Source organism: Cytobacillus sp. S13-E01 (genome assembly GCF_029193815.1).
Taxonomy (GTDB): domain Bacteria; phylum Bacillota; class Bacilli; order Bacillales; family Bacillaceae_L; genus Bacillus_BV.
The window spans coordinates 25,358-49,465 of sequence record NZ_JARFVC010000016.1 but is presented as its reverse complement, the minus strand read 5'-3'; the positions used below and the strand labels follow the sequence as shown (position 1 = coordinate 49,465).

The 24,108-nt window shown below is 37.1% G+C and carries 22 protein-coding genes; 2 read left to right on the top strand and 20 right to left on the bottom strand.

Annotated elements, in window-relative coordinates:
- Positions 1-437 precede the first annotated feature (437 nt).
- The 8 genes from PY093_RS11770 to PY093_RS11735 form a co-directional block, all read right to left on the bottom strand.
- Entirely contained in the window at positions 438-1,754 is a 1,317-nt protein-coding gene (locus tag PY093_RS11770) for a dihydrolipoamide acetyltransferase family protein (RefSeq protein ID WP_275646065.1), read from the bottom strand.
- Between the two features lie 67 nt (positions 1,755-1,821).
- A complete protein-coding gene (locus tag PY093_RS11765; RefSeq protein ID WP_275646064.1) occupies positions 1,822-2,805 on the bottom strand; it encodes an alpha-ketoacid dehydrogenase subunit beta in 984 nt (327 codons plus the stop codon).
- Positions 2,806-2,824: 19 nt separating this feature from the next.
- On the bottom strand, positions 2,825-3,817 hold the full coding sequence (locus tag PY093_RS11760) for a thiamine pyrophosphate-dependent dehydrogenase E1 component subunit alpha (protein ID WP_275646063.1): 993 nt from the start codon (positions 3,815-3,817) through the stop codon (positions 2,825-2,827).
- Between the two features lie 37 nt (positions 3,818-3,854).
- A complete protein-coding gene (lpdA, locus tag PY093_RS11755; protein ID WP_275646062.1) occupies positions 3,855-5,276 on the bottom strand; it encodes a dihydrolipoyl dehydrogenase in 1,422 nt (473 codons plus the stop codon).
- A 19-nt stretch (positions 5,277-5,295) separates the two neighbouring features.
- Positions 5,296-6,405, bottom strand: a complete 1,110-nt coding sequence (gene buk / locus PY093_RS11750; RefSeq protein WP_275646061.1) for a butyrate kinase — start codon at positions 6,403-6,405, stop codon at positions 5,296-5,298.
- A 126-nt stretch (positions 6,406-6,531) separates the two neighbouring features.
- Positions 6,532-7,626 (bottom strand): branched-chain amino acid dehydrogenase, encoded by a 1,095-nt coding sequence (bcd, locus tag PY093_RS11745; RefSeq protein WP_275646060.1) that lies wholly within the window; start codon positions 7,624-7,626, stop codon positions 6,532-6,534.
- Between the two features lie 38 nt (positions 7,627-7,664).
- Positions 7,665-8,564 carry a phosphate butyryltransferase gene (yqiS, locus tag PY093_RS11740; protein ID WP_275646059.1) on the bottom strand — a complete coding sequence of 300 codons (900 nt, stop codon included), beginning with the start codon at positions 8,562-8,564 and terminating at the stop codon, positions 7,665-7,667.
- Between the two features lie 143 nt (positions 8,565-8,707).
- Positions 8,708-10,777: a sigma 54-interacting transcriptional regulator gene (locus PY093_RS11735; RefSeq protein WP_275646058.1), complete on the bottom strand. Its 2,070-nt coding sequence runs from the start codon at positions 10,775-10,777 to the stop codon at positions 8,708-8,710.
- A 269-nt stretch (positions 10,778-11,046) separates the two neighbouring features.
- Between PY093_RS11735 and PY093_RS11730 the strand changes: the two genes are divergently transcribed.
- On the top strand, positions 11,047-11,280 hold the full coding sequence (locus PY093_RS11730) for a DUF2627 domain-containing protein (RefSeq protein ID WP_275646057.1): 234 nt from the start codon (positions 11,047-11,049) through the stop codon (positions 11,278-11,280).
- A gap of 202 nt (positions 11,281-11,482) precedes the next feature.
- Positions 11,483-11,641 carry a YycC family protein gene (locus PY093_RS11725; RefSeq protein WP_275646056.1) on the top strand — a complete coding sequence of 53 codons (159 nt, stop codon included), beginning with the start codon at positions 11,483-11,485 and terminating at the stop codon, positions 11,639-11,641.
- A 126-nt stretch (positions 11,642-11,767) separates the two neighbouring features.
- Here PY093_RS11725 and spo0A read toward each other — a convergent pair whose 3' ends face one another.
- The 12 genes from spo0A to PY093_RS11665 form a co-directional block, all read right to left on the bottom strand.
- Positions 11,768-12,568, bottom strand: a complete 801-nt coding sequence (spo0A, locus tag PY093_RS11720) for a sporulation transcription factor Spo0A (RefSeq protein ID WP_275646055.1) — start codon at positions 12,566-12,568, stop codon at positions 11,768-11,770.
- Positions 12,569-12,824: 256 nt separating this feature from the next.
- Positions 12,825-14,111, bottom strand: a complete 1,287-nt coding sequence (gene spoIVB / locus PY093_RS11715; protein ID WP_275646054.1) for a SpoIVB peptidase — start codon at positions 14,109-14,111, stop codon at positions 12,825-12,827.
- A 127-nt stretch (positions 14,112-14,238) separates the two neighbouring features.
- Positions 14,239-15,960: a DNA repair protein RecN gene (gene recN / locus PY093_RS11710; protein WP_275646053.1), complete on the bottom strand. Its 1,722-nt coding sequence runs from the start codon at positions 15,958-15,960 to the stop codon at positions 14,239-14,241.
- 57 nt (positions 15,961-16,017) lie between these two features.
- Positions 16,018-16,467 carry a transcriptional regulator AhrC/ArgR gene (gene ahrC, locus PY093_RS11705; protein ID WP_275646052.1) on the bottom strand — a complete coding sequence of 150 codons (450 nt, stop codon included), beginning with the start codon at positions 16,465-16,467 and terminating at the stop codon, positions 16,018-16,020.
- 323 nt (positions 16,468-16,790) lie between these two features.
- Positions 16,791-17,636 (bottom strand): TlyA family RNA methyltransferase, encoded by an 846-nt coding sequence (locus tag PY093_RS11700; RefSeq protein ID WP_275646051.1) that lies wholly within the window; start codon positions 17,634-17,636, stop codon positions 16,791-16,793.
- 4 nt (positions 17,637-17,640) lie between these two features.
- Positions 17,641-19,533 carry a 1-deoxy-D-xylulose-5-phosphate synthase gene (gene dxs, locus PY093_RS11695; RefSeq protein WP_275646050.1) on the bottom strand — a complete coding sequence of 631 codons (1,893 nt, stop codon included), beginning with the start codon at positions 19,531-19,533 and terminating at the stop codon, positions 17,641-17,643.
- Between the two features lie 200 nt (positions 19,534-19,733).
- Positions 19,734-20,630 (bottom strand): polyprenyl synthetase family protein, encoded by an 897-nt coding sequence (locus tag PY093_RS11690; protein WP_275646049.1) that lies wholly within the window; start codon positions 20,628-20,630, stop codon positions 19,734-19,736.
- 1 nt (position 20,631) lies between these two features.
- The gene (locus PY093_RS11685) at positions 20,632-20,865 is read right to left on the bottom strand and encodes an exodeoxyribonuclease VII small subunit (protein WP_275646048.1); all 234 of its coding nucleotides are present in this window, start codon (positions 20,863-20,865) and stop codon (positions 20,632-20,634) included.
- Entirely contained in the window at positions 20,858-22,213 is a 1,356-nt protein-coding gene (gene xseA / locus PY093_RS11680) for an exodeoxyribonuclease VII large subunit (RefSeq protein ID WP_275646047.1), read from the bottom strand. The genes PY093_RS11685 and xseA overlap by 8 nt, the downstream gene beginning before the upstream one ends.
- Positions 22,214-22,254: 41 nt before the next feature.
- Positions 22,255-23,121, bottom strand: coding sequence for a bifunctional methylenetetrahydrofolate dehydrogenase/methenyltetrahydrofolate cyclohydrolase FolD (folD, locus tag PY093_RS11675; protein ID WP_275646046.1), 867 nt, complete (start codon positions 23,119-23,121; stop codon positions 22,255-22,257).
- A 41-nt stretch (positions 23,122-23,162) separates the two neighbouring features.
- Positions 23,163-23,552 (bottom strand): transcription antitermination factor NusB, encoded by a 390-nt coding sequence (nusB, locus tag PY093_RS11670; RefSeq protein WP_275646045.1) that lies wholly within the window; start codon positions 23,550-23,552, stop codon positions 23,163-23,165.
- Between the two features lie 128 nt (positions 23,553-23,680).
- Entirely contained in the window at positions 23,681-24,088 is a 408-nt protein-coding gene (locus PY093_RS11665; RefSeq protein ID WP_275646044.1) for an Asp23/Gls24 family envelope stress response protein, read from the bottom strand.
- Between the last annotated feature and the right edge of the window lie 20 nt (positions 24,089-24,108).

Below are 24,108 nucleotides of genomic sequence, written 5' to 3'. Positions count from 1 at the left end.
TTGCATTGCTTAAGCGGAAAACCTCCGCTTATATACCCTGAACCAAGCCTTATTACGTAATTTAACCGGAAAATTTCCTCTTATTTTAACTATCGCTGGTCACTAAATTTAGGAGATGACTTCTGATGTATATGGAAATGTGTAAGAATGGATATCCCAATTGACACTTAATTTTGAGTGTCCAATAAGCATTCTCCTTTAAATTTATTTTGTCATTAGTGGTTTTATTTTACTATAAGAGGTATTATAAATCCCTATATAAAAAAAAATGGCATACGTCGATTCGTAGGCCATTTATAATGTCAATTTTCCGTTTTGCACCTCAAAACGGAACGATTTATTCTTTTGCGACAGCGTTTTTCTTTTCCCTCTTTCTTCAACGTACTTAAAAGTTGCTTGGGGATAAATCGCGTTGTTGCTATGTGCGAAACTAAAAGTTAATAAACAGATGTATTTTCTTTTGATGTATTTTCGATGATTTCTTTGACACGAGCTAAGAATCGACCACATACTAAGCCATCTAGTACACGATGATCCAATGACATACAAATATTTACCATATCACGTACTGCTATCATTCCGTTATTCATAACTACCGGGCGTTTAACAATTGATTCAACCTGTAAAATAGCTGCCTGCGGGTAGTTTATAATTCCCATTGACTGAACAGATCCAAATGAACCAGTGTTATTCACTGTAAATGTACCACCCTGCATTTCATCAGACTTTAATTTTCCAGCACGTACCTTAGAAGCCAATTCTGTAATTTCACGTGCAATGCCTTTGATTGTTTTCTCATCAGCAAGCTTAATTACTGGAACGAATAGCGCATCATCTGTAGCTACTGCGATTGAGATATTAATGTCTTTCTTTTGGATGATTTTATCCCCTGCCCACATTGAGTTAATTTGTGGGAATTCTTTTAACGCCTGTGCTACTGCTTTTACAAAAAATGCAAAGAATGTTATGTTAAAGCCTTCTTTTTGTTTGAATTCATTTTTAATTGAATTACGATAGTCAACTAAATGAGTTGCATCTACCTCAATCATTGTCCATGCATGTGGTGCTTCATGTTTACTGCGAAGCATATTTGCTGCAATCGCCTTACGAACACCCGTTACAGGTATTTCAATATCGCCTGGTTGAACAGGAATGACAGGGGCAGAAACTGCTTGTTTTACTGGTGATTGAGCCGTAGGTGCAAAAGCCGCGGGAGTTTTTTCTACCTGCTCCAAAGCTTTACTACTAGCTTCTGCTTGCTCTTTTTTAGGAGCAGCAGTAGGTATATTTCCTGACTCAATTACTTTTAAAATATCTTTTCGGGTAATACGACCACCTGCACCAGTACCCTCTAGTAACTCTAGGTCAATATTATGTTCTTGTGACAGTCTTAAAACTGCTGGAGAATAACGACGTTTATTTGGTTTATCAGCATCATTAGCTTGTTCCACTACATTTGTAACAGCCGCTTCTTGAGCCACTTGAGTATTTTCTTTAGCTACCGAGCCGCCACCTTCAGTTTCGATTACACAAACAACCTCACCAACTGCCAAGGTTTCCCCTTCTTCTGCAATTAGTTCTTTTATTGTTCCTGAAAAAGAAGAAGGAACTTCAGCATTTACTTTATCGGTCATGACCTCTGCTAATGGATCGTATTTATTTACTTTATCGCCAACCGAGACAAGCCATTTGCTAATTGTTCCCTCAGTCACACTTTCACCTAGTTGAGGCATTGTTATTTTTTCAATTGCCACTTGTTAAACCTCCTCTTTATGGGTAGGCACTTTTATGTAGTTTAGTACCTTGCACTACTATACTTCTTTAAAATTCGGCAAGTTCACGCATTGCTTTTTCTACTTTATCTGGATTAACCATAAAGAATTTTTCCATTGTAGGAGCGTATGGCATTGCCGGTACATCTGGCCCCGCTAAACGCTTAATTGGTGCATCAAGTTCAAATAAGCAATTTTCAGCAATTATAGCTGATACTTCACCCATAATACTACCTTCTTTATTATCTTCCGTAACGAGAAGCACTTTACCTGTTTTTGAAGCAGCTTTGATAATGGCTTCTTTATCTAAAGGATAAACTGTACGCAGGTCAAGGATATGTGCTGAGATGCCATCCTTCGCCAGTCTTTCTGCCGCTTGTAAAGCAAAATGCACACATAAGCCATATGTAATAACCGTGATGTCTTCACCTTCGCGCTTAACGTCTGCTTTCCCAATTGGTAGTACATAGTCGTCCTCAGGTACTTCACCTTTAATTAAACGGTATGCACGCTTATGTTCAAAAAATAATACTGGATCATTATCACGAATTGCTGCCTTAAGTAATCCTTTTACATCATATGGTGTCGAAGGCATAACAATTTTAAGTCCAGGTTGGCTCGCAAACACTGCCTCAACTGATTGTGAATGATAAAGAGCACCATGAACACCGCCGCCATATGGAGCACGAATGGTGATTGGACATTGCCAATCATTGTTTGAACGATATCTAATTTTTGCTGCTTCGGAAATGATTTGGTTTACTGCGGGCATAATAAAGTCAGCAAATTGCATTTCTGCAATAGGCCTCATACCATACATTGCAGCACCAATTCCAACACCAGCAATAGCTGATTCTGCTAATGGCGTATCAATTACACGGTCTTCTCCAAACTGGTCATACAGTCCTTGTGTAGCTTTAAAAACTCCACCTTTTTTACCTACGTCTTCGCCTAATACAAAAACCTTAGGATCTCTTTCCATTTCTTCACGAATTGCCATTGTAACGGCATCAATATATGAAATAACAGGCATCTGATTTTCTCCCCCTTACTTATTCAGCATAAACGTGCTTTAGTGCAGCTTCTGGTTCTGCATATGGAGCGCTCTCTGCATAATCTGTTGCTTGATTCACCAGATTCATAACGCGGTCATTAATTTCCTTTTCTAGCTCACCTGTTAATACTCCAACTTCTTTTAGATAAGCTGAGAAGAGGATGATTGGATCTTTTCTTTTTGCTTCTGCTACTTCTTCTTGTTCACGGTAGCTTCGATCATCATCATCACTTGAGTGCGGCGTTAAACGGTATGAAATCGCTTCAACTAAAGTTGGTCCTTCCCCACGGCGGCCACGATCAGCCGCTTCTTTTACCGCTTTGTAAACTTCTAGCGGGTCATTACCATCCACAGTAACTCCAGGCATACCATATCCGATAGCACGGTCTGACACATTTTCACAAGCTAACTGTTTTTCAATTGGGACAGAAATCGCATATTTATTATTTTCACACATGAAAATGACAGGAAGTTTATGAACACCAGCAAAGTTAGCACCTTCATGGAAATCACCTTGGTTTGACGATCCTTCCCCAAAGGTAACAAAGGTAACAAGGTCTTTGTTTTCCATCTTTCCAGCTAATGCAATACCTACGGCGTGCGGTACTTGGGTTGTAACAGGAGAAGAACCAGTAACGATTCGATTTTTCTTCTGTCCGAAGTGACCAGGCATCTGACGTCCACCTGAATTTGGATCTTCTGCTTTTGCAAATCCTGAAAGCATCAATTCTTTCGCAGTCATCCCAAATGCAAGTACTACTCCCATATCACGGTAATATGGTAAGGCATAATCTTTTTCACGATCTAAGGCAAACGCCGCACCAACTTGAGCCGCCTCTTGTCCTTGGCAAGAAATTACAAATGGAATTTTGCCTGCGCGGTTTAACAACCACATACGCTCATCAATTCGGCGTGCCAAAAGCATCGTTTCATACATATCAAGAACATTTTCATCATTTAACCCTAAAGCCTGATGACGATTTTCTGTCATATCAAGTACCTCCTATTTTTTAAAAATTTTTAAATGATTATGAATGAATAGCTTTACCATAAACCGCTAAAGCTGCTTCACCAATTGCCTCAGACAATGTTGGATGTGGATGAATAGTATGTGCAACTTCCCAAGGAGTTGCATCCAGCACACGTGCAAGTCCTGCTTCAGAAATCATATCGGTTACATGCGGTCCAATCATATGTACCCCTAATAAATCATCAGTATCCTCATCTACGACTAGTTTTACAAACCCATCTGATTCTCCAAAGACAAGCGCCTTGCCAATTGCTCTGAATGAAAATTTACCAGTTTTAACATTAAAACCTTTTTCATTTGCTTCGGCCTCAGTATAACCAACACTAGCAACCTCAGGATTACTGTATACACATTTTGAAACCAATGAATAGTCAATCGGAATTACCTTTTCATTAGCCATATGTTCTACTGCAACTATACCTTCATGTGATGCAACATGAGCGAGTTGTAAACCTCCAATAACATCCCCAATTGCATATATATGTGATTCCTTCGTTTGATAAAATTCATTTGTAACAATATAGCCTTTTTCAATAACGATATCTGTATTTTCAATGCCAATACCCTCAACATTTGCTTGGCGCCCAACTGAAACAAGAAGCTTATCTGCTGTGAAGGCTTTTTGCTCCCCTTTGTGTTCAGCTTTTATAGTTACTCCTTCTGCCTTTTCAAGAGTTTCTGGAAGAACCTTAGCACCTGTGACAATTTTAACGCCCTTTTTCTTCATAAGACGCTGCATTTCTTTTGAAACTTCTTTATCTTCAGTTGGCAGAATCCGGTCAGCATATTCTAATACCGTTACTTCTAGACCAAAATCGACTAGCATTGAAGCCCACTCAATCCCAATTACTCCACCACCAACAATAATGACCGAGTTAGGTAATTCTTTCATTGATAGTGCTTCATCAGAAGTCATAACAAATTCACCGTCAGCCTCAAGTCCTGGTAATGTACGTGGTCTAGAGCCAGTTGCAATGATTACATTTTTAGGTATTAACATTTCATTTTCTTCGCCATTATTCATTTCAACAGAAATGGTACCTGGCATTGGAGAGAAAATAGAAGGTCCTAAAATGCGCCCAGTTCCTTCGTAAACATCAATTTTCCCTTGCTTCATTAAATGTTGTACACCTTTATAAAGCTGAGCTGTAATCTGTTCTTTTCTTGCTTGAACTTTTGAGAAATCCAAGGATACATCACTAGCGATCACCCCAAATTCTTCACTTCGTTTTGTTGTTGCATATACTTCTGCACTTCTTAGTAATGCTTTACTGGGGATACAACCGGCATGAAGGCATGTTCCGCCAAGCTTCCCTTTTTCAACAACCGCAACCTTTATACCGAGCTGTGAAGCGCGGATAGCTGCAACATAACCGCCTGTACCACCACCGACGATAACTAAATCATATTCTGTCGCCATTTTTAATTCTCTCCCTTCATTATTGAGTTACTTTATTCTGAATGGGTTGGCCCGGATAATCTTTTTCGGTTTCCTCACCGCTTAAGACACGCAGTGCACCCTCTGCCAATGCTTGGAGTTCATTTTCACCTGGCTCAACAATCACATCTGCAATCCAGTTTACTTGAGCCGCAATCTCATTAACGAAATCTTTACCGTATGCTAGTCCACCAGTTAAGATGATTGCATCAACTTTGCCAGCTAGAACACTACTTGCAGCACCAATTTCTTTCGCTACTTGATAGGCCATAGCGCTGTATACTAGCTTTGCTTGTTCATCGCCCGCACTAATCATTTGCTCTACTTTTATTGCATCATTTGTACCAAGATATCCGACAAGTCCACCTTGACCAACAAGCTTTTTCATAATTTCTTCACGGTAATAATGACCTGAATAGCATAATGCTACTAAGTCGCCTGCTGGGACAGTACCCGCACGTTCAGGGCTAAATGGTCCATCTCCATGGAGACCATTATTGACTTCAATTACTCGTCCGTTTTTATGAACACCAACAGTAATACCTCCGCCCATATGAGTAACAATTAAATGTAAATCCTCATATTTTCGGCCAAGCTCTTTAGATACTCTTCTTGCAACAGCTTTTTGATTTAAAGCATGAAAGATACTTTTACGTTCAATTAAAGAAAATCCTGAAATACGGGCAATCGGGGCCAGTTCATCAACAACAACTGGATCAACAATAAAAGATGGGATATTTAATCCTGAAGCAATTTCAAATGCCAGTATCCCTCCAAGGTTGGAAGCATGCTGACCCGCAAAGCCAGCTTTAAGATCCTGTAACATTTGATCATTTACCTTGTATGTACCGCCTTCGATTGGTCGTAGTAGTCCCCCTCGACCACATACCGCACTTAATTTTGAAATATTCATACCTTCGTTATCTAAAGCTTCTAAAATTGTGTTTTTTCTAAACTCATATTGATCAATTATGCTATCAAACGAATTAATTTTTTCACTATCATGTCGAATCGTCTTCTCAAACATAGAGAGTTCATTTTCAAACACTCCAATTTTCGTTGATGTTGAACCTGGGTTGATAACGAGAATCCGAAATTCTTTTTCCTGCAACTTTGAAACCTCCAAAAGGTGAAAGTATTAAAATCACCTCAAAATTTCTTTATTTATAAACTTATAGAAACCTATAGATAAAGAGCTGTACATTACTAGCACCTGCTCTTTATCTACAAAATACATTTACCTGCGACTTAAAATGTGTTGTCCATTTTGCAGAAATTGACTGCGTGAATTTCTCATTCTTTCAATACGCTCTTCAGCTAAACGATCAGCCGCTACATATGTTGGTATACCATCGCGTTTTGCAATATTAATTACTTTTTCGATATTGTCATAAATTGTTTCTACCTTTTTCATCGCTCTTTCAAGGTTATACCCATATAACTCGTCTGCTACATTAATAACCCCACCAGCATTGATCACATAATCTGGTGCATAAACAATACCCATTTCATGGATAATATCACCATGTCTTGTTTCCCGAAGTTGGTTATTAGCTGCTCCAGCAATTACCTTCGCTTTAATCAATGGAATTGTATCATCATTAATTGTTGCACCTAGAGCACACGGGGCATAAATATCGCAATCTACACTATAGATTTCATTAATATCTACTGCCTTAGCGCCAAAATCCTCTACTGCACGGTTTACAGCCTCTTTATTGATATCTGTCACAATTAATTGTGCGCCTTCTTCATGGAGGTGTTTACAAAGATTGTACGCTACGTTTCCAACACCTTGAACTGCAATAACTTTGCCTTCTAGAGAATCAGAACCAAATGCCTCTTTCGCTGCAGCTTTCATACCACGGTATACACCGTAAGCTGTTACTGGCGATGGATTTCCCGAAGAACCAAAGGCAGGTGAGATTCCAGTAACGTAATCTGTTTCTTCGTGAATAAGATCCATATCAGCAACTGTAGTTCCTACATCTTCTGCTGTAATATAGCGACCATTTAATCCTTGGATATAACGACCAAAGGCGCGGAATAATTCTTCATTTTTATCTTTACGAGGATCACCAATTATTACCGTTTTTCCTCCACCAAGATTTAAGCCTGCTGCTGCATTTTTATAAGTCATACCTTTTGCAAGACGAAGTGCATCTTCAATTGCTGCTTCTTCTGATTCGTATGTCCACATGCGCGTCCCACCTAATGCCGGACCAAGAGTTGTATCATGAATCGCAATAATTGCTTTTAACCCTGATTGCTTGTCTTGACAAAATACTAATTGCTCATAATCATACTTTTCCATATACTTGAAGATTTCCATCTGTAATTCTCCCCCTAATCAAATTAAAAAAATAAATTTTAAGCAGAGCAAACTGCTAAAGCTAACGAATATAATTTACTTTCTGCAGAATCAGCCCTGGATGTTAATACAATCGGTACTTTAGCACCAGCTATAACGGCACCAACCTTTGCATTTGCAAAATAAATCAATGATTTATATAGTGCGTTACCAACCTCAATTGTCGGAACAAGTAAAATATCTGCTTTTCCTGCAACATCACTCGTTATTCCTTTATGCTTAGCGGCTACAAGTGAAACAGCATTATCAAGACCAAGAGGACCATCAACGATACAGTTCTTTATTTGTCCGCGCCGATTCATTTGAGTTAGAACTGCTGCATCAATCGTTGCTTGCATGGCCGGATTAACGACCTCAACTGCTGCAATAAGTGCAACTTTAGGTTCTTCGATCCCAATTGAACGTGCAATCTTTACTGCGTTACCTATGATCTGTACCTTTTGCTCAAGGTCCGGCTCAATATTCATAGCCGCATCTGTAATGATTGTGAATCGATCATATCCGGGAACTTCAAAAACAGCCGTGTGTGATAAAACATTCCCTGTTCTAAGTCCATAGTCTTTATTTAAAACCGCTTTCAAAATGGTTGCAGTTGACAAATTACCTTTCATTAATACATCGGCATCTCTCGAATTAACGGCTTTTACAGCTAATTCTGCTGATTTATCATTGGAAATTGTATGAAATATTTTTATAGCAGCTGATTTAAGTAATTCTGGATCCTTTTTCTTTAACAGATCGGTTATTGTTTCTCTGTCTCCATAAAGAAGGAAATTTGCTAGTTTTTTATTACATGCTTCAACGATTGCTTCTAAAACCTCTTCATCCTCTGCAGCAGCAACTGCAACCGTTTTACCAGTTAATTGGGTTGCTTTAAAAATAAGTGAGTCTAATTGCACGATGAATTTTTCAACCCCTTCTAAAAAATTGATTGATTTGCAGGATCCATAATTTATACAAGCAAGAAGTGTGCCAACTTTTAATGCTTGATAATAGTTCAATGTTCCAAAATACGTTTGCATTTTTTTGCAAAATGCGCAAATTATTGCATGCTGTTATTTGCAATATTATATTTTTCAATCTTATAATATAAACTCCTTAAGGAGATCCCTAGCGATTTTGCTGTAAGTGTTTTATTCCCTTTATACTTATGTAAGACTTCATTAATCACTTTGCTTTCATATTGCTCAACCAATGTTGATAATTTCTGATCATCAACAGTTACCGTAATAATTGATTTATTTTGATTCAAATCCTCTTTATTTGTTAACTGCTGTATATGCTTTACCTGTATATATGTCTCATGAAAAGCCATAAATATAATTGCTCTACCTAAAACATTCTCTAGTTCTCGAACATTTCCCGGCCAATTATATGAACATAGATGTTCAACAGCATCATCTGTCAGACCTTCTACGTTCCGTCCATAATCTTGGTTAATTTTTTGAATCAAATACTCCGCTAAAGCAGGTATTTCTTTTTTTCTCATTCGTAATGAAGGAATATGAATTGGCATCCGATTAAGTCTGTAATACAAGTCTTCACGGAAGGTACCATTACCAATTCCTTTTTCTAAATTAACATTAGTTGCTGCTATCACACGAACATTAATTGGAACTGGCTTAGTGCCACCTACACGAGTGATCTCATGTTCTTGTAATACTCTTAGTAATTTAGCTTGGGTATTGGCAGATAATTCACCTATTTCATCTAAAAATATACTACCATTATGTGCTTCTTCAAATAATCCTCGCTTACCACCACGTTTAGCGCCCGAAAAAGCACCCTCCTCATAGCCAAACAATTCACTTTCTAACAAAGACTCAGATAAGGCTGCACAATTAACCCTTACAAACTTGTTATATTTTCTGTCACTCGCATTATGGATAGCATGCGCAAACAATTCCTTGCCTGTTCCTGATTCTCCCCTTAACATAACCGTCGCAGGTGTTTTAGCACCAAGCTTTGCTTGTTCAATTGCAATTTGCATTTCCTCTGAGGATCCGATAATATCATCAAAAGTATACTTAGCTTCTAGTGTACGAATAATTTGCCTTGCTCTGTTTAATTCATTAGTTAGTGAATGAATTTCTGACATATCATGGATAACACCAACGCTACCTTTCAACTTACTGTCTACAATTATAGGTGCGACGTTTACCACTACATCCTTCTTCTTCGGTCCTACCTTCATTCGAACACCACGTACAGGCCTTCTTGTTTTCAATACCTGCATATGCATACTTTCACCTTCGTAAATATCTGCATTAGCCGGCTTACCAATCACCTCTTCTTGCTCCAATCCCGTTATTCTAGTATATGCTGGGTTAATTAATATCCCCCGACCACCTTCATCTACAACAGATATTGCGTCATCAGATGATTGAATGATCGCTTGGAGCATTGTTTGTATCTCTTTAAGGTTGGTAATTTCCTCCGCTAAGTTCACAACTTCCGTTATATCTTTAAAAACGGCAAACGCACCAATTAATAAACCATTTTCATTCACCATTGGTATTCTTGTTGTAATTATTTTCCTACCATTTTCTAATATCATTTCCTGATTTAACTCGGTATCTCTTGTATGTAATACCCTCGGTAGCTTACTTGTCGCAATTACATCATATATATGTTTCCCTAGAACGTCCGCTTTATTTAGACCCGTCATCCGCTCAGAACTTTTATTGAATAAAATTATAGAGCCTTTATCATCAATCACGATCATTCCATCATGAGTTGAATTAAAAATCAAATCATGCTTATAGGTTTCTTCTTTAAATTTAGAGATCAAGACTTCTTTCTCTTCCATTAACTTAGCAGTAATGTGTGCAACAGAACCCGGTATGATAACGGTGCTCTTACTTCTTTTTTCTCTAATTTCTCTAAAAACCTGTTCATCTCCAGTAGCTTCTACAACTATATCTATCTCATCTGATAAGTACAAACGCCAGTCATTACCAGTTTTTATATTGAGCTTTCGGGCGATCACCAAGCCAGGTGCACTTTTATTTACATCAACAATCGCAACTACTTCCATCATTTCAGTTTCTTGGAGGATAGTCAGTATCGCCGTACCACCTTTTCCAGCACCAACAATCATCACTTTTTGCAACTAAACTCACCACCTATTAAGAAAGCGCAGGGCGCCTGGAGCTAGACACCAAAACTAAATTCAAATTTTTTATTTCCAAAAGGGCTTGTTTGCCAGAAAATATTGAAATGTGCAAAAAATTACAAAAATCTTAATTACATATGCAAAATATTGCAATGTACTAATCATATCGTTTTTTTAGCTTCTTGACAAATTGTTTATATCAATTATTATTTGTTACATAGGATTAATCTTGGTAGAAAATTTTATTCTTGAAAGGTTTTGTTTTAATGCAACGGATCATAGCTTTAATTCTTGTCATAATTCCTGTCCTTCTCGCAGCTGCAGGAGTTAAATATATGCGCGATATGGTTTTTGGAATTTTGCATGCCCCAATTCCTTACTTATGGCTTCAATTCATAGTTGGTTTATTATTTTTTCTTATCGGACTAGGCATTATTGCCAGTTTTGTATTATATCGTGATCGGAAACGAAATAAAGTCCAATCCCGTTTTCAAAAATAAGAAAAGCACCTGGTTATCGGCTTTTACCATAGAGACGGGTGGCTCCCTGGGCTAGACACCAAAACGAGGGATAAAATTTTATATTTTCTTGCCTTTAAATAAAGAAAGTCACTACACGCTTTGTAGCGTTATTTTTGTCATATGCTACCACTCTCCTTTTTTGGTATACTTACTACAATAGTAGATGTAGGAGGAGTAAAAAATGCGACCATTGCAAATTTCTGCAGAAACAGCTCAAAGATTGGCAAAAGCTCTAAATGTACCTCTCGAAAAAATCATGCACATGCCACAACATATTTTAATTCAGAAGATGATGGAGCTTGAAAAGAATAGCCCAGGGGATACAGAAGACCGGTCTTAGTTTATCTCTTTACCTAAATACAAAAAACACCTACCATCTTAACAATTGGTAGGTGTTTTTTAAAACTATATTGAGTTAATGTATAATTGCTAATAAAATTAGTAAATAACTTTATTCCTGATCTTTTCAAGAAGCCTTATGCTCTAAGCGCAATTTATCAGCCACCATTGCAATAAACTCGCTATTAGTCGGCTTTGCTTTAGACATGCTAACTGTATAGCCAAATAACGATGAAATGGAATCGATATTTCCACGACTCCAAGCCACTTCGATTGCATGACGAATTGCCCGTTCTACACGGCTTGCAGTTGTGTTAAATTTCTTTGCTATATCAGGGTAAAGGACTTTCGTAATTGAACCTAATAATTCAATGTCATTATAAACCATTGAAATGGCTTCACGTAAGTAAAGATAGCCTTTTATATGTGCCGGTACACCAATTTCATGAATAATACTAGTAATGTTCGCGTCTAAGTTTCTAGGCTTGCTTTCTACATGTTGATTAGTTGAAGTACGATAAGTTGATGAAGATCTTCTTACGAGTGGCGTTGCATTGCCACTTACTTGACGGATATTGCTAGCTAAATGCTCCATATCAAACGGCTTTAAAATAAAATAAGCTGCACCTAGTTCAACTGCTTTTTTAGTTACATCTTCTTGGCCAAATGCAGTTAGCATAATAACATTTGGTTGTTTATCCTTTTTCATTTCTCTTAATTTTTCTAATACTGCTAAACCGTCTAAATGCGGCATTATTATATCTAAAACCAAAACATCTGGGTCATTATCCTTTAGTATGTTAAGACATTCCTGACCATTATATGCAACACCGCTAATTTCCATATCTTCTTGGTTTGAAATGTACTCCTCTAATAAGCTTACAAGTTCGCGGTTATCATCAACCACACACACTTTGATTTTTTTCACAATTCTTCCTCCTCGATTAACTAAGTCCGCAATATTTAGTCTATATATTTATTCTAAAGGAAGAATTCGACAATGCAACAGAAATTCCTTTATTTTTTTAAAAAATTAGTAAATTATATAGAAAATCTATATTATTCTTTCTTTTCCTCTCATTTTCGACTAAATACGCCATTTGACATATAAACCATTCTATTTATGTCGAATAATCTTTATTTTACTCTCATCCAAAGGTTTTGTCCAAAGAAAAAACGAGCAGTTAGCTCGCTTTTTCTTGTTCATAAATGTCAATGCCTGCTTCATTTAGCATCCACTCTAAATGAACTCCATATCCCGATGTGGGATCATTTACAAATACATGTGTAACAGCACCTATCACTTTTCCATCTTGGATAATTGGACTACCACTCATCCCCTGAACAATACCGCCTGTTTTATTTAATAATTTTTCATCTGTTATTTTTAATACCATTCCCTTTGTTGCAGGGAATTTCTGTGGAACTGTACTTACTATCTCAATGTCAAACTCCTCGACTTTATCATTATCGACTACTGTCAGTATTTTTGCTGGGCCTTCTTTAACCTCATGTGATAATGCTATTGGCATCGGTTTGTCCATGACACCATTTTCTACCTGCTTTGTTAATTTCCCAAAGATGCCAAATGGACTATTACGAGTAATAGTACCAATTACATCTTTTCCACCGGAAAATCTTGCTAACTTTTCACCCGGATCTCCGTTACTTCCTTTTTGAATCGAAGTAACTGTTGATCGCACAATTTGCCCATCCTGAACCACAATCGGCTTTTTTGTATCCATATCAGAAATAACATGACCTAACGCACCATATTTTTTTGTTTCCGGGTGATAAAAGGTCATTGTTCCAATCCCTGCGGCAGAATCTCTGATGTAGAGACCGATCCGATATGCGTGATCATTTTTATCCTTTAATGGAATTAACTTTGTTTTAAACGTTTCATTTTCCCTAGTAATAACTAAATTCAAAGGGTTTCCTGTTTTACCCGCTTCTTGGACAAACGGTGTTACATCACTCATTTTTTCGATCCTTGTTCCGTTTATCTCGGTTATAATATCTCCTACTTGAACCCCGGCAATTTCACCCGGAGACTTTTTTCCATTCTCAGTCATAATTTGGTGATGACCCACCACCAATACGCCAACAGTATTAAGTTTTACACCAATTGATTGCCCACCGGGTATTACTTTAAAATCAGATAGTACATTTACATCGACTTTTTTTACAGGAAGTCCAGCCATTTCAAATATCATTTGACCTTCCCCATTTTCAAGGGCACTTATTGTAAGGGATTCTTTTTCTTGAATTGAAGAAAATTTAGCGTTATCTTTACCATCTATTGTCGCTGATACTGGTAATGAAGTATTTATTTTTAAATCTTGTCCTTCAAACAATGTTAGTTCTTTTGGAATTGCTATATAGTCTTTTATAGGCTGAAAAAATCCTATTGCCACAAGTGAAACAAGGAGACATGTACCTATTATTTTTCTAATTCTATCTCTTTTCAATCCACTTCACTCTCCTCGCTCCTATCCCACACCAAATTTTATTTGGCTACATTCTTTAATTTGACCTTAGAACGGAACATTTATAACCTAAAAGCGATTAAAAAAGCTACCCAATTTGGGAAGCTTTTCAATTTTGTTTGATTTTTGTTGCAAATCCGAGCAGTTCTCTTGCATGTTCTTTCGTTAAATCGGTAATTTCAACTCCAGAAATCATTCGACCAATTTCCTTGACCTTCTCTTCTTCATTTAGAGGAGTAACAGAGGTTTTCGTACGACCACTTTCTGATTGTTTTGCAATGAAAAGATGAGTATCTGCCATTGCCGCAACCTGTGGAAGATGTGAAATACACAAAACCTGGGAACCTACTGAAACACGGTGAATTTTCTCTGCAATTGCTTGTGCAACACGCCCACTAACACCAGTGTCAACTTCATCAAAAATAATCGAGGTTATTCCTTGATGCCTTGAAAAAATACTTTTCATAGCTAGCATTATTCGAGATAATTCACCACCAGAGGCTACTTTAGCAAGTGGCTTCATTGGTTCTCCAGGATTTGTTGAAATATAAAACTCAAGATGGTCTATACCATTTGAAAGAAACTTAACATGTTCACCGTCAATAATAGGTTCTTCAAAATGACCGATTCTTTTGCTAAACCTAACATCAAACACTGTTTTTTCCATATATAATTCATAAAGTTCTTGGTGGATACTATCAATAAGTTGTTTTGCAAGTTTTTTTCTTGTGGAGGATACATTTTTAGCTTCGATACTTAAATCTTCAGCAACAGAACGTAATTCTTTCTGTATTTTGTCAAGATGATGATCACGATTTTGGATGTTATCAATTTCTTCTTCAATTTTGGCGGCATATTCTAAAATTTCTTCCACTGTCTGTCCATATTTTTTCTTTAAATGACTGATTTCATTCAATCGACTTTCAACAAAATCTAATTTTTTTGGATCAAATTCTAAAATATCAAGTTGATCACTAATTTTATACACGATGTCTTCAAGAAGATAATAACTGTTTGTAATTGTTTCATGGATTTCTTTTAGCGAGTCGTTTAGTTCGGCAATATTTTCTGTATGACTCATTGCCAGGCCAAGCCAATCCATCCCTTTCTTTTCACCATTCAGTGCATCATAACTATTACGTAAGCCTTCAAAAATATTCTCAAAATTGGCTATATTCATTCTTTCTTTAAGAAGCTCATTATCTTCATTAGGTATTAAATTCGCTGTTTCAATTTCCTTATGTTGAAAAGTGAGTAAATCTAACCGGTGTGCCATCTCTTGTTCATTTTCACTAAGTTCTTTCAGTTTACGTGTTAATTGTGAATACTGTTTATAAAGTAATTGATATTCATGTAACGCTTCTTTAATCACTTCTCCACCATATTGATCCAGTAAGGGTAGGTGGAGCTCATGATTCATCAGTTCTTGATGCTCATGTTGACCATGTATATCAATTAATGTTCTTCCAACTTCACGCAGAATAGAAATGGTCACTAATTTCCCATTAATTCTACACACACTTTTTCCGCTGCTTAAAATATCACGTCGAAGTACGACCATACCTTCACTAGCATCAATTCCAAATTCTTTTATTGTATCATAGCAAGGATGTATATCATCTAATAGAAATAGCCCTTCAAGTTCAGCTTTTTTTTCACCATGTCGAACAAATTCAGCCGATCCTCTACTTCCTACTAGTAAGTGAATAGCATCAATAATGATCGATTTCCCAGCACCTGTTTCACCCGATAACACAGTAAGGCCTTTTTCAAAGGAAATAGATAATGATTCTATTATTGCAAAGTTTTTTATTGATAATTCTGCTAACAAATAAATCACACCTTAGACTAAAAAAGTAGTTTTTTATTATTCTGCTTGCTCGGCTCGTTATAGCATGTCTAAGAAGCGCTTAGAAATGTTTTCAGTATCAGCTGATGTTCTACAGATGATAAGGATGGTGTCATCACCACAAATTGTCCCTAAAATTTCATCCCAATCAAGATTGTCAATTAAAGCACCGATAGCATTTGCATTTCCAGGCATCGTTTTCATAACAAGCATATGTCCTGCACTATCAATCCTTACAAAGGCATCCATCAGGGAACGCTTAAGCTTTTGCAGAGGATTAAAACGTTGATCAGCTGGTAGACTGTATTTGTATCTACCATCAAGCATTGGAATTTTCACTAAATGTAATTCTTTAATGTCACGAGAAACTGTAGCTTGTGTGACATTAAAGCCCCCATTTTTCAATATGTCTACTAGTTCATCCTGTGTCTCAATATCGTTGGTTGTAATAATATCTCTAATTTTAATATGTCTTTGCCCTTTATTCATCGCCTGGCACCTCACCAAAATTTGCATATTACCTTTGTATATACCTTACGCTTAAGTGACAGTAGACCCCAACCTTAAAATTTCGAGAACTCAAGGAAGATTTCTGCCTCTTATGGTCACGACGCATAGGACGTGCAAGCAAGGCGTAGTGCACAGGACATGCCCGCTCCCCAAGCGTTATAAGCCAATAACAATAAGTTGGGATGATGAAAATCACCACTGTCTGAAGTATCACTTTATATTTTTATGTTATATGATATTTGGATAAAAGTACATTTTTTTCATATTTTTTGTCGAAAAAAAAGAGAATAACGCAGGTAACGTTACTCCTCTTCTATTTCTTTTTTTACTTTTAGTGTTTGATGGGCCTCGGACACTATATTTTCCACACTTTTGGAGAGTTTATTTCGTCCCACCTCAGAAGTCCCGGTCCATTTTAAATGTAATAAAAATTCAATATTCCCATCCCCACCAGTAATTGGAGAAAATGATGCGTCAACACTATCATAACCTTGACTCAATGAAAAATCGATAATGCTTGTAAGGACAGCTTCATGTACCTTTGAATCACGAACAATTCCTTTTTTACCGACTTGCTCTCGCCCAGCCTCAAATTGAGGTTTAACTAAAGCAACAACGTCACCACCTGGTACAAGTAGCGTTTTTAAAACAGGTAAAATAATTTTTAAAGAAATGAATGATACATCAATGGTTGCAAATTGAGGCATCCCCCTTTGCAATTGAGCAGCGGTTACATAACGGAAATTTGTACGTTCCATTACGATAACACGGTCATCCTGACGCAGCTTCCAAGCTAATTGATTATAGCCTACATCAACAGCATAGGACATTAATGCACCATTCTGTAGAGCACAATCTGTAAATCCTCCTGTAGATGACCCGATGTCGATCATGATCTTATTTGCGACATCTAAAGAAAATTGCTTCAAGGCTTTTTCTAACTTCAAGCCACCCCTACTTACATAAGGAATAGCATTCCCCTTAACAGTAAGTTGAACATCATAGTCAACTTTTTCACCTGGTTTATCTAACCGGACTTCGTTTGAATAGACTAGCCCCGCCATTATGGTTCGTTTGGCTTTTTCCCGCGTTTCAATTAAGCCTCTTTCAACTAGTAAAACATCTAGTCGCTCTTTTTTAGTTCCCATTTTTTCAAGCCCTTTTTTGTTTTCTAGGTGTCATTTTTTTAATCCGTAATACAACATCTGGGGTTGTTAAACCAATTTCCTCTAATAATTCATTAACACTACCATGCTCAATAAATTGGTCAGGTATTCCCATTCTATCAATAATGACATTATTATAGCTATGATCATGGGCAAATTCAATTACTGCACTACCAAAACCACCTTGTAATACGGCCTCTTCAATTGTAAGGACAGGTACACCTAGTGACAATATATCATGTAACATGCTCTCATCTAATGGTTTTATAAATCTTGCATTAATTACTTTTACAGAAATATCGTCTTGCTCTAGCTTTCCTGCTGCTTCAAGTGCCATTGGTATTGTCGTTCCAAACGTTAAAATAACGGCATCTACACCTTCTTTTAACATTTCCCAAGACCCGATCGGAATCTGCTTTAGTTCTTCATCCATTTTCACGCCTAAGCCATTTCCACGGGCATAACGCATAGCAATTGGTCCATCATCATATTTTAGCGCAGTATTAACCATATGTTGACCTTCATTTTCGTCTTTAGGCATCATTAGGACCATGTTTGGAATATGTCGCAAAAAAGCAATATCAAATACTCCTTGGTGCGTTTCTCCATCTGCACCAACAAGACCTGAACGGTCAATACCGATAAATACATTTAAATTCTGACGACAAACATCATGAACAACTTGATCGTAGGCACGTTGTAAGAAGGTTGAATAAATCGCTAAAAACGGTTTCATATCTTGGGTCGCTAATCCTGCCGCCATTGTCGTAGCATGTTGCTCTGCGATACCGACATCATACATTCTTTCAGGAAATTCATTTGCAAACTTCTCGAGTTTTGATCCGACTGGCATAGCCGGGGTAATGGCAACAATTCGACTATCTTCCCGAGCTAGTTTACGCACTGTTTCACTCACTAACGAACTCCAAGCAGGAGCTGCTCCAGATGGTTTGACAAAGGCTCCAGTCTCCATTTTATACGGCCCTGTGCCGTGCCAAGTGCCAACTGTATCTGTTTCTGCAGGCATATAACCTTTTCCTTTTTTCGTAATCACATGTAATAAGACAGGACCCTTTGTCTTTTTAGCATATTGTAGATTTTCAAACAAATCATCGTAATTATGTCCATCCACTGGTCCTAAATAGGTAAAACCGAGTTCTTCAAAGAAAACTCCTGAAACAAGTAAATACTTCAAGCTATCTTTAACACGCTCAGCTGTAGAGGCTAATTTACCTCCAACAGCAGGAATTTTTTTAAGCAGCATTTCAAGCTCATCTTTAACCCATTGATATTTCCCAGCAGTTCGCAAGCGACCTAGGACACTATGAAGTGCACCCACATTAGGGGCAATTGACATTTCATTATCGTTTAGGATAACGATCATATCTTTCTTCTCGTGACCAATATGGTTTAGAGCCTCAAGCGCCATACCACCAGTTAGTGCACCGTCACCTATAATTGGTATTATGTGATCGTTTGATTTCTTCAAATCCCTCGCAACCACCATACCCATTGCGGCAGACAAAGATGTTGAACTATGCCCAGTTTCCCAAACATCATGTTCACTTTCATTTCTTTTTGGAAAACCACAAAGACCTTTATATTGGCGGAGACTATCGAATTCACAGGCTCTTCCTGTTAGGATCTTATGAACATATGATTGGTGACCTACATCCCATAGAAATTTATCTTTTGGACTGTCAAATTCCTTATGAAGTGCAATTGTTAGTTCAACCACACCTAAATTAGGACCTATATGCCCCCCAGTTGCTGAAAGTTTCTCAATTAAAAACTGACGGATATCAGAGCCTAAACTCTCTAGCTCCTCGTTTGTCATATTCTTTAAAAATTGAGGGCTTTTTATTGATGAAAGATCCAAGTAGACCACTCACTTTCGATTCGAATTTCTCTTTTTACTATTTCTCTTATAATTTTTCTTATCTTTTTATTATATCAATAGTAAATCTTTTTCCTATAAAAAACAAAAACAATCGGCCAACATCTAAGATTTCCACTATGATTATACCATAAAATTGATGGTGTCAGGCACGTAGGCCAGACACCATTAAAATACAAATATTAATGATCGCGTGAAGCAATTAAATCACAAATAGCAGATAGCATATCCGTGTTATCCAACCCTAAGTTATTTAGAATTATTTTGGCTTCTTCTATATGAAAGGTTAACTTGTCCTTTGCACCCTCCATCGTTAATAGCGATGGATACGTTATTTTATCATTCCCTGTATCACTACCAACTGGCTTTCCGATTCGTTCTTCTGTACCCTCAATGTCAAGAATATCATCTCTAATTTGAAAGGCTAACCCAAGGTTCTGGGCAAATTTTTCAAGTTTCACAATTTGATCCAAAGAGGCTTCCGCAAGAATTGCACCCGCTATTGCACTGTAAGAAAGCAATTTACCCGTTTTATGGTTATGTATATACTCAAGTTCTGTTATTGTTAAGTTTTTTCCTTCACCCTCCATATCTGCAACTTGACCACCAACCATCCCCTCTGGTCCTGCGGCCTTGGAAAGTTCATTGATAAGATTTACTTTCATTTTTGCCGTAATATCTGGATGATTCATTTCCGCAAGCAATTGAAAGCTATATGTTAATAAAGCATCTCCTGCCAATATCGCATTTGCTTCACCAAATATTTTATGGCTTGTTGGTTTTCCTCTTCTTAAGTCATCATCATCCATGCTTGGAAGATCATCGTGGATGAGAGAATAAGTATGAATCATTTCAATAGCACAAGCTACTTGGACACCAAGCTCAATATTTTTTTTAAATCCATGTAATGTTGCAAACAATAAAAGTGGTCTTATTCGTTTACCACCTGCTTGCAAGGAGTAATTCATTGCCTCTTTTAAAATATCTGGAGCCGTTAAGCCTTTAATATACTTTGGTAGATTTGATTCTACCAGTTTTTTATTAGTAGCTATAAATTGTTCAAAATCTGTTGGAGTCAACTTATTCCTCCCCCTGAATAAGGAACGGTTCAAGTTTACCATCTTCTCTTAATATTTGATCCATTTGTTTCTCAACATGTTGAAGTTTATCATGACAAAGCTTAGATAACTTCATTCCATCTTGAAAGTAGCTTATTGCCTTTTCTAGAGGGACATCTCCTTCTTCAAGCTTGTCAACAATTTCTTCTAATTTTTCCATTGCTTCTTCAAACGTCATTTGTTTTTCTTCACTCATTTAAATCCCTCTCCTCTACACCGACAACTTTACAATCAATCATTCCATCCTGTAATCTTACATTCAGTGATTCACCCTGCTTAATATCTTTTACACTTTTTATCAACGTTTCATTTTCATCATAGACAAGACTATACCCTCTCTCCATAATTTTAAGTGGACTCAGGGCCTGTAATTTAGATAGAGTTGATGTAAACGTATATTGCTTCTGACCATATAATTGTTTTACTTCTTTTTGAAGTATCTTTCGTAATTGATTATAGCGCTCCCTTGCCTTTTTAACCTGTTCCTCTGGATGATTGGACTTTAGGCGAAGTAAGACACGGCTGTAATTATCATGTTTACGTTCCAAAGACCGGCTCCCAGCTCTTTCAAGACGTTCATATAAGCGGTCTAGCTGCTGTTCCTTTTGAGTATATAAGTTTTTTGGATAACGAAACGCATACGAGTTTTGTAGATTTTTAAAGCGTTCTGTTTCATATCCTATTTTTTCTTTCAGCGCTCTTAACAACCTTGTATGTCTTACTGATAATCTTTCAGCTAAATCAGCCATGTGTGGTACAGCTAACTCAGCAGCTCCCGTTGGTGTGGGTGCCCGTAAATCTGCTACAAAATCGGCAATTGTAAAATCTGTTTCATGTCCAACTGCTGAAATGATCGGAACGTCCGATTGAAAAATTTCCCGAGCGACAATTTCCTCATTGAATGCCCATAATTCCTCAATCGAGCCTCCACCACGTCCAACAATTAACACATCTAAATAACCTAGCTGATTTGCAGCTGCTACTGCCTTCGCAATCGATAAAGGAGCATTTGGACCTTGAACTAATGCTGGGATAAGAATAACCTTCCCAATTGGGTAGCGCCGTTTTATTGTCGTAAGAATATCCCGTATCGCAGCCCCTGTTGGCGAGGTAATAACACCTATGTATGTTGGAAATTTCGGAATCGGCTTTTTTCTTGCTTCATTAAATAATCCTTCTTGTTCTAATTGCTTCTTAAGCTGTTCATACGCTAGATACAGGTTTCCGATACCATCCGGTTGCATTTCCTTAACATAGATCTGGTAGTTTCCATTGCTTTCAAACACTGAAATCTCCCCACGAACCAATACTTTCATCCCGTCTTCTGGAGTAAATTTCATAATTCGATTTTGACCTAAAAACATGACTGCCTGAATTCTTGCATTTTGATCTTTTATTGTAAAATACATATGGCCACGACTGTGGGCTTTGAAATTAGATATCTCCCCTTTTACTAATACATCTTGAAGGTGGGGATCAACGTCAAATTTTCGTTTAATATACTTTGTTAGTGCAGTTACTGTTAAGTACCTGGTTTCACTCATAAAAAAAGCTCCTTTTAAAAGGATGATATGTAGATAGCTTATTACCCTTTTACATTACTTCTATTTACTGCTTGGGCAGATAATAATGTATTTTGTAAAAGCATTGTAATCGTCATTGGACCAACACCACCAGGAACAGGTGTAATGTAACCAGCCACTTTTTGTGCATCTTCAAACAGAACGTCACCACATAATTTTCCAGACTCTAAACGATTCACACCAACATCTATAACGACTGCACCTGGTTTAATATACTCACTATCTATATAGTTAGCTTTACCAACAGCAACAATAAGAATATCAGCCTGCTTTGTTATTTCTTTAAGATTTGTTGTTCTAGAATGACAATATGTAACAGTTGCATGTTCATTTAAAAAGAGCTGGCCAACTGGCTTTCCGACGATATTACTTCTACCTATTACAACAACATGCTTTCCAGAGATAGGAATCTGCTTTGACTTCACCATTTCTACAATTCCAAATGGAGTACAAGGTAAAAAAGCATCTTGTCCTGTCATCATCCGACCAACATTAATAGGATGAAAACCGTCTACATCCTTTTCTGGAGAAATATGTTCGATAACGGCTAATTCATTAATTTGCTTTGGTAGAGGTAATTGAACTAAAATACCATGAACGTCATTATCTTCATTTAATCTAGAAATTTCGTGCAGTAAAAATTCTTCGGTAATCGTATCAGGGTATTCCAACAGTGTTGAGCGGATCCCAATTTCCTGGCAGGCTTTTTCTTTGGCCGTAACATAGGATCTTGATGCGGGATTATTTCCAACTAAAATAACAGTAAGTCCAGGAACTATACCTACTTGCTTTAAATTAAAAACATCTGATGAAATGTTATTTCTTATAGTAGCTGCTAGTTCTTTACCACTAATAATTTCGGCTGCCATCTTTAAAATCCTCTCCCTATATATATATCCCTTTTATTTTATTATATTGAATCCTTTACCTTCGATAGTACACTGTTAATAAAGCGACTTGAGCTATCATCGCCAAACATTTTCGCTAATTCAATTGCTTCATCTATGCTAACATTGACAGGAATCTCATCAACAAATTTCATTTCAAATATAGCCATTCGGAGTAAGGACCTGTCTACATTGGCTAAACGTTCTAATTTCCACTTTTCCAAATTCGCACGTAAAAGTTCATCAATTTCCTCTTTATGCAAGACCACACCCATGACCAATTGGTGTAAGAAAGGATTAACTTCTTCCTCATCTTCTACTACATTTTCTACCGCTTCTCTTGGATCATTGTCACTTACATCAATCTGAAATAAGGCTTGTAATGCTTTTTCTCGTGCTGTTCGTCGTTTCATTCTATTTTTTCTCCTTTTTAGACAAATGTTGTCGATTATTCACTACATTGATAATAGCATATTTTTCTTGCATAATGAAACGGGGTCTAACGCAATATGCGAAAGACCCCCTACAACCAAACTCCATTTTACATCTCTTGTTCAATTTGTTGTTCTTGTTTTGGATTATCAAACAATACCCCAACAACGTGGATGTTTACTTCATCAATATCTAAAGCAGTCATATTTAAAAGTGCTTGGCGGATATTATCTTGAACCTTTTGGGCAACATTTGGAATTGATACTCCAAATTTCATCGCGCAAAACACATCAATAATAATGCCATTTTCCGTTAATTCCACTTTAACACCTTTACCGTGGTTTTTCTTTCCTAATCTTTCAACAACACCAGATGCAAAATTCCCACGCATCTGTGCTACGCCTTCTACCTCAGAAGCTGCAATACCCGCTATAACCTCAATAACTTCTGGTGCAATTTCCACTTTACCTAGGCTGTTATTTCCTTGGTTCATTTCCAATAAATTATTTTCAGACATTAAAAGCACCTCCTACTTTA

What these genes read in the sequence shown, in the direction of transcription:
- PY093_RS11700 (WP_275646051.1), bottom strand. Translation starts at nt 17,636, where the DNA reads ATGGGAACTAAAAAAGAGCGACTAGATGTTTTACTAGTTGAAAGAGGC.
- xseA (WP_275646047.1), bottom strand. Translation starts at nt 22,213, where the DNA reads ATGAGTGAAACCAGGTACTTAACAGTAACTGCACTAACAAAGTATATT.
- PY093_RS11685 (WP_275646048.1), bottom strand. Translation starts at nt 20,865, where the DNA reads ATGAGTGAAGAAAAACAAATGACGTTTGAAGAAGCAATGGAAAAATTA.
- PY093_RS11665 (WP_275646044.1), bottom strand. Translation starts at nt 24,088, where the DNA reads ATGTCTGAAAATAATTTATTGGAAATGAACCAAGGAAATAACAGCCTA.
- PY093_RS11725 (WP_275646056.1), top strand. Translation starts at nt 11,483, where the DNA reads ATGCGACCATTGCAAATTTCTGCAGAAACAGCTCAAAGATTGGCAAAA.
- PY093_RS11760 (WP_275646063.1), bottom strand. Translation starts at nt 3,817, where the DNA reads ATGACAGAAAATCGTCATCAGGCTTTAGGGTTAAATGATGAAAATGTT.
- lpdA (WP_275646062.1), bottom strand. Translation starts at nt 5,276, where the DNA reads ATGGCGACAGAATATGATTTAGTTATCGTCGGTGGTGGTACAGGCGGT.
- PY093_RS11765 (WP_275646064.1), bottom strand. Translation starts at nt 2,805, where the DNA reads ATGCCTGTTATTTCATATATTGATGCCGTTACAATGGCAATTCGTGAA.
- ahrC (WP_275646052.1), bottom strand. Translation starts at nt 16,467, where the DNA reads ATGAATAAAGGGCAAAGACATATTAAAATTAGAGATATTATTACAACC.
- nusB (WP_275646045.1), bottom strand. Translation starts at nt 23,552, where the DNA reads ATGAAACGACGAACAGCACGAGAAAAAGCATTACAAGCCTTATTTCAG.
- bcd (WP_275646060.1), bottom strand. Translation starts at nt 7,626, where the DNA reads ATGGAAATCTTCAAGTATATGGAAAAGTATGATTATGAGCAATTAGTA.
- folD (WP_275646046.1), bottom strand. Translation starts at nt 23,121, where the DNA reads ATGGCAGCCGAAATTATTAGTGGTAAAGAACTAGCAGCTACTATAAGA.
- PY093_RS11730 (WP_275646057.1), top strand. Translation starts at nt 11,047, where the DNA reads ATGCAACGGATCATAGCTTTAATTCTTGTCATAATTCCTGTCCTTCTC.